Annotated in this window: 4 protein-coding genes; 2 read left to right on the top strand and 2 right to left on the bottom strand. The window is 66.9% G+C overall.

Going from position 1 to position 4,119, the window contains the following annotated elements; all coding sequences use genetic code 11:
• Positions 1 to 12: 12 nt before the first annotated feature.
• Positions 13 to 657, bottom strand: a complete 645-nt coding sequence (locus STRTUCAR8_RS47000) for an HAD family acid phosphatase (RefSeq protein WP_006383596.1) — start codon at positions 655 to 657, stop codon at positions 13 to 15.
• A 425-nt stretch (positions 658 to 1,082) separates the two neighbouring features.
• Between STRTUCAR8_RS47000 and STRTUCAR8_RS46995 the strand changes: the two genes are divergently transcribed.
• Entirely contained in the window at positions 1,083 to 1,697 is a 615-nt protein-coding gene (locus STRTUCAR8_RS46995) for a M23 family metallopeptidase (RefSeq protein WP_006383593.1), read from the top strand.
• Between the two features lie 38 nt (positions 1,698 to 1,735).
• On the opposite strand, the gene STRTUCAR8_RS46990 is transcribed toward STRTUCAR8_RS46995, so the two are convergent.
• Positions 1,736 to 2,323: a TetR/AcrR family transcriptional regulator gene (locus STRTUCAR8_RS46990; RefSeq protein WP_006383594.1), complete on the bottom strand. Its 588-nt coding sequence runs from the start codon at positions 2,321 to 2,323 to the stop codon at positions 1,736 to 1,738.
• A 156-nt stretch (positions 2,324 to 2,479) separates the two neighbouring features.
• Between STRTUCAR8_RS46990 and STRTUCAR8_RS46985 the strand changes: the two genes are divergently transcribed.
• The gene (locus STRTUCAR8_RS46985; protein ID WP_006383595.1) at positions 2,480 to 4,105 is read left to right on the top strand and encodes an MDR family MFS transporter; all 1,626 of its coding nucleotides are present in this window, start codon (positions 2,480 to 2,482) and stop codon (positions 4,103 to 4,105) included.
• The last annotated feature ends 14 nt before the right edge of the window (positions 4,106 to 4,119 follow it).

Genomic DNA, 4,119 nt, shown 5'->3' with positions numbered 1-4,119 from the left:
CCGGCGTCCGGCTTACGACAGCTGGCCGTCGTAGTCCGGCAGTTTGTACGTCTTCTCCGCGTGGCCGCCCGACAGGTCGGTGGCGGTGTTCCCGATGTTGGCGATGATCGTGTAGCCCTTCGACTCGATGTCGACGCGCTGCGCGGTCTTGTAGTCGGCCACGTTCTTGAAGAGGTCGATGAAATTACGGACGTAGAGCCCGGTCACCTTGTAGCCGACGGTCGTGAGGTTGTACTGCGTCAACGGCTTGATGATGTCGGGGCGCGCGGTGACGAAGAAGAGCGCTACGCCGTGGTCCTGGGCGTACTGGGCCACCTTCAGCACGGGAGCGTTGGCCGGGGACGGGTAGCTGAAGCCGAAGTCGGTCTCCAGGGTGGTGTTGTCGATGTCGAAGACGATCGCCGGCTTCTCACCCGTGGAGGCGGCGGCAATGCGCTGCTTCAGAAAGGGCAGCGCCTGGTCCATCACGGCTTGGCAGTCCTGTTGCCAGGTGGCGTAGCTGACGTCCTCGGCGGCGGCTGCCGTAGCGGTCGCGGTGGTGGTCGCGGTGGTGGCGGCCTCGGCGGTGCCGGGTCCGGCCAGTGTCACCGCGGCGACCGCGGCGGCCGCGGTCAGACCGATACGGCGGGTCCAGGGCGTCCAGGAGCCTGTTGTCATCGGGATGGGGTCCTCTCACGTAGGGCAGTGCGGTGCCCGGGCATGCACCTGTCAGGGGCATGCTTGCGGGAGTGAGTGGCGCTGACGAGAAGGGCACATTACTCACGGGTAGCGGTGAGGTGCCAGTAGTCGGAGCGGGTTTATTCGGGCGCTGCTGGATCTTGCGGGCCGGTGACATGATGCACAGGCGAAATGTCCGTTACTAACGTAATTAGTGGGGGAGGGGGTGGGTGAATCATGGTTTGGGGGGAGTGGCGGCCACAGTTGCTATGTCAAGAAGTAGGTAAGTTTGAGTGCGTCTACGACCTTGTGTCGTAGATCGGGGGTTTGGGAACGGACGGCCCTCGGGGTTACCAAGGGATTGCCCATCCGGCGGGATCGCTCGTGCCGGGTGGCTTTTCTGTCCCCGTCCCCGTGAGGTCTCGATGTTCCAGCGCGCCACCACCCCGTCCCGCAAGTCCCGTACGGCCCGTGTCTCCCGTGTCTCCCGCGTATCGGTTCTGGCCGCCGGGCTCGGCGCCTCGGTCGTCCTGGGGGCTGCCGGGGTCGCGGCTGCCGCTGGGACCGGGGTGACCGCTTCGACCGGTGCCGTCCAGGTGCAGGTCGCCGCCAAGAAGGCCGCCTCCTGGGTGGACCCGGTCAAGAAGTACACGCTCAGCGCCAGCTTCAACCAGGCCGGCACCATGTGGTCGTCCACCCACTCCGGCCAGGACTTCGCCGTGCCGAGCGGTACCAAGGTCGTCGCCGCGCACGGCGGCACGGTCGTCAAGGCCGGCGGCAACGGCGCCGGCGACGGGCCGGCGTACGGCAACGCCATAGTGATCAAGCACGGCAACGGGAGCTACTCGCAGTACGCCCATCTCTCGCGGATCAACGTGAAGGTCGGCCAGGTCGTGGCCACCGGGCAGCGCATCGCCCTGTCCGGCAACACAGGCAACTCCAGCGGGCCGCACCTGCACTTCGAGATCCGTACGACCGCGAACTACGGGTCCGCCGTCGACCCCGTGGCGTTTCTGCGCGGCAAGGGCGTGACCGTCTGACGCGTGGGGCAGCGCGACTGTCCGGCGGGGGCGTGCGGTTACGAAAGTTGTCCCGCGCCCTCGTGTGCCTGGGTCACCAGGCCGATCGCGACCTCCAGGACCGCCTCGCGCTTCGCCTCCGCGTCGCCCGCGAGGTCCTGGAGCACGAACATCCCGGCGTGCAGCGTGAACATCGCGCTGATGCAGCGGACCTGGTCGACCAGGGGGGCGTCCGGGTCGATGATGATCTCCCGCATGCCGAGCATCCGGGACTTGAACATGTCGCCGATGCTCAGGTCCCGTACGGTCGCCTGGTTCTCCTGCATGAAGCGGAAGAGGGGGGCCGCTGCCGTGAGCGCCTCGCTGTAGCGGCGCACGATCTCCTGCTTCATGGCGAGGGTGTGGGGCTGCCGGCGGCCCCACTCGATCAGTTCCTCGATCGGCTTCGTCAGATCCTCGAACAGGCTGACGATGATCTCTTCCTTGGTCTTGAAGTGGTAGTAGAGCGCCGCCTTCGTGACGTCGAGGCGCTCGGCGATCTCACGTAGCGACGTCTTCTCATAGCCCTGTTCGGCGAAGAGTTCGAGCGCCACGTCCTGGATGCGCTGGCGGGTGTCCCCGCGACGGCGCTGCTTGGTGCGGTCCATGCCCGTACTCCGGCTTCTGCTTCTGAAGGCCCTCGGGAGTGCCCTTGGGAAAAAACTTACTTGACGCCCGGCTAGTTAGGGGTCTAGCTTCCCCAGTGTAGCCAACTTGCCGGTCGGCAAGTAAGTAGGAGTTCGTGGGGGAGTGGGTCGGAGACGATGGCGGACAAGCAGGCGGTTGTGGACGAACAGGCCGGGCAGGCCGGACAGGTTCAGCAGGACGAGCACGCCGAGCAGGTTGAGCAGGTTGAGGGGCACGAGCCGGGCAAGCAGCCGCGGAGTGTGCGGGTGGTGCTGCTCGCGCTCATGATCGCGATGATGCTCGCGATGCTGGACAACATGATCATCGGCACCGCGATGCCGACGATCGTCGGTGAACTGGGCGGGCTCGAACACCTGGCGTGGGTCGTGACCGCCTACACGCTCGCCACCGCCGCCTCCACCCCGATCTGGGGAAAGCTCGGCGACATGTACGGGCGCAAGGGCGTCTTCATGAGCTCGATCGTGCTCTTCCTGATCGGGTCGGCGCTCAGCGGTATGGCCCAGGACATGGGACAGCTGATCGGCTTCCGTGCCGTGCAGGGGCTCGGTGCGGGTGGCCTGATGGTCGGCGTCATGGCGATCATCGGGGACCTCATTCCGCCGCGTGAGCGGGGCAAGTACCAGGGCATGATGGCCGGCGTCATGGCGCTCGCCATGATCGGCGGACCGCTGGTCGGCGGCGCGCTGACGGACCACCTGGGCTGGCGCTGGTCGTTCTACATCAACCTGCCGCTGGGTGTGGTGGCGCTCGCCGCCATCAGCGCTGTGCTGCACCTGCCGAAGAAGCGGTCGAAGACACGGATCGACTATCCGGGCGTCGCACTGCTGACCGTCGGCATCACCTCGATCGTGCTCGTCACGACCTGGGGCGGTTCGGAGTACGCGTGGGGCTCCGCCATGATCATGGAGCTCATCGGGATCGGTGTCGCCTCGCTCGTCGGGTTCGTGTTCTGGCAGACGAAGGCCGCCGAGCCGATCATTCCGCTCCACATCTTCCGCAACCGGAACTTCACGCTGATGTCGATCATCGGCTTCATCACCGGGTTCGCGATGTTCGGCGCGGTGCTGTTCCTGCCGCTGTACCAGCAGGCCGTGCAGGGCGCGTCCGCGACCAACTCCGGGCTGCTGCTCCTTCCGATGCTCGCGGCGATGATGGTCGTGTCCATGGTCGCGGGGCGGGTCACGACGGGCAGCGGCAAGTACAAGGTGTTCCCGCTGGCCGGTGGTGTGCTGCTGAGCGTCGGGCTGTACCTGCTCGCCCAGATGGACACGGAGACCACACGGCTGACGTCCGGTCTGTACATGGCCGTGGTCGGGGCGGGCCTCGGCTGTCTGATGCAGATCACCATGCTGGTCGCGCAGAACAGCGTCGAGATGAAGGACATGGGCGTGGCGTCCTCCACGACCACCCTGTTCCGTACGCTCGGGTCCTCGTTCGGTGTCGCGATCATGGGGGCGCTGTTCAACAGCCGGGTGCAGGACGTGATGAGCGAGCGGGCCGGCGCGCTGGGGTCCAAGGTGACCGAGCAGTCGGCGCAGCTGGATGCGGCGAGTCTGGCGAAGTTGCCCGCGGCGGCGCGGGAGGCGTACCAGTTCGCGGTGTCCTCGGGGACGCACTCGGCGTTCCTGGTGGGCGCTGTGGCGGCGGTCGTGGTGCTGGCGGCGGCGGTGTTCGTGAAGGAGGTTCCGCTGAAGGGGGCGGGGCCGGAGAAGGGTGCGGAGCCCGTGGCGGCCGCGGGATGAGGTTGCGGCGGGGG

Source organism: Streptomyces turgidiscabies Car8, from assembly GCF_000331005.1.
Classification (GTDB): domain Bacteria; phylum Actinomycetota; class Actinomycetes; order Streptomycetales; family Streptomycetaceae; genus Streptomyces; species Streptomyces turgidiscabies.
Note: the sequence above shows the minus strand (reverse complement) of the source record. Positions and strands in the feature narration are given on the sequence as shown.

Excerpts from the sequence above, each read along its gene's own strand:
- STRTUCAR8_RS46985 (WP_006383595.1), top strand. The coding sequence starts at position 2,480 with ATGGCGGACAAGCAGGCGGTTGTGGACGAACAGGCCGGGCAGGCCGGA.
- STRTUCAR8_RS47000 (WP_006383596.1), bottom strand. The coding sequence starts at position 657 with ATGACAACAGGCTCCTGGACGCCCTGGACCCGCCGTATCGGTCTGACC.
- STRTUCAR8_RS46995 (WP_006383593.1), top strand. The coding sequence starts at position 1,083 with ATGTTCCAGCGCGCCACCACCCCGTCCCGCAAGTCCCGTACGGCCCGT.
- STRTUCAR8_RS46990 (WP_006383594.1), bottom strand. The coding sequence starts at position 2,323 with ATGGACCGCACCAAGCAGCGCCGTCGCGGGGACACCCGCCAGCGCATC.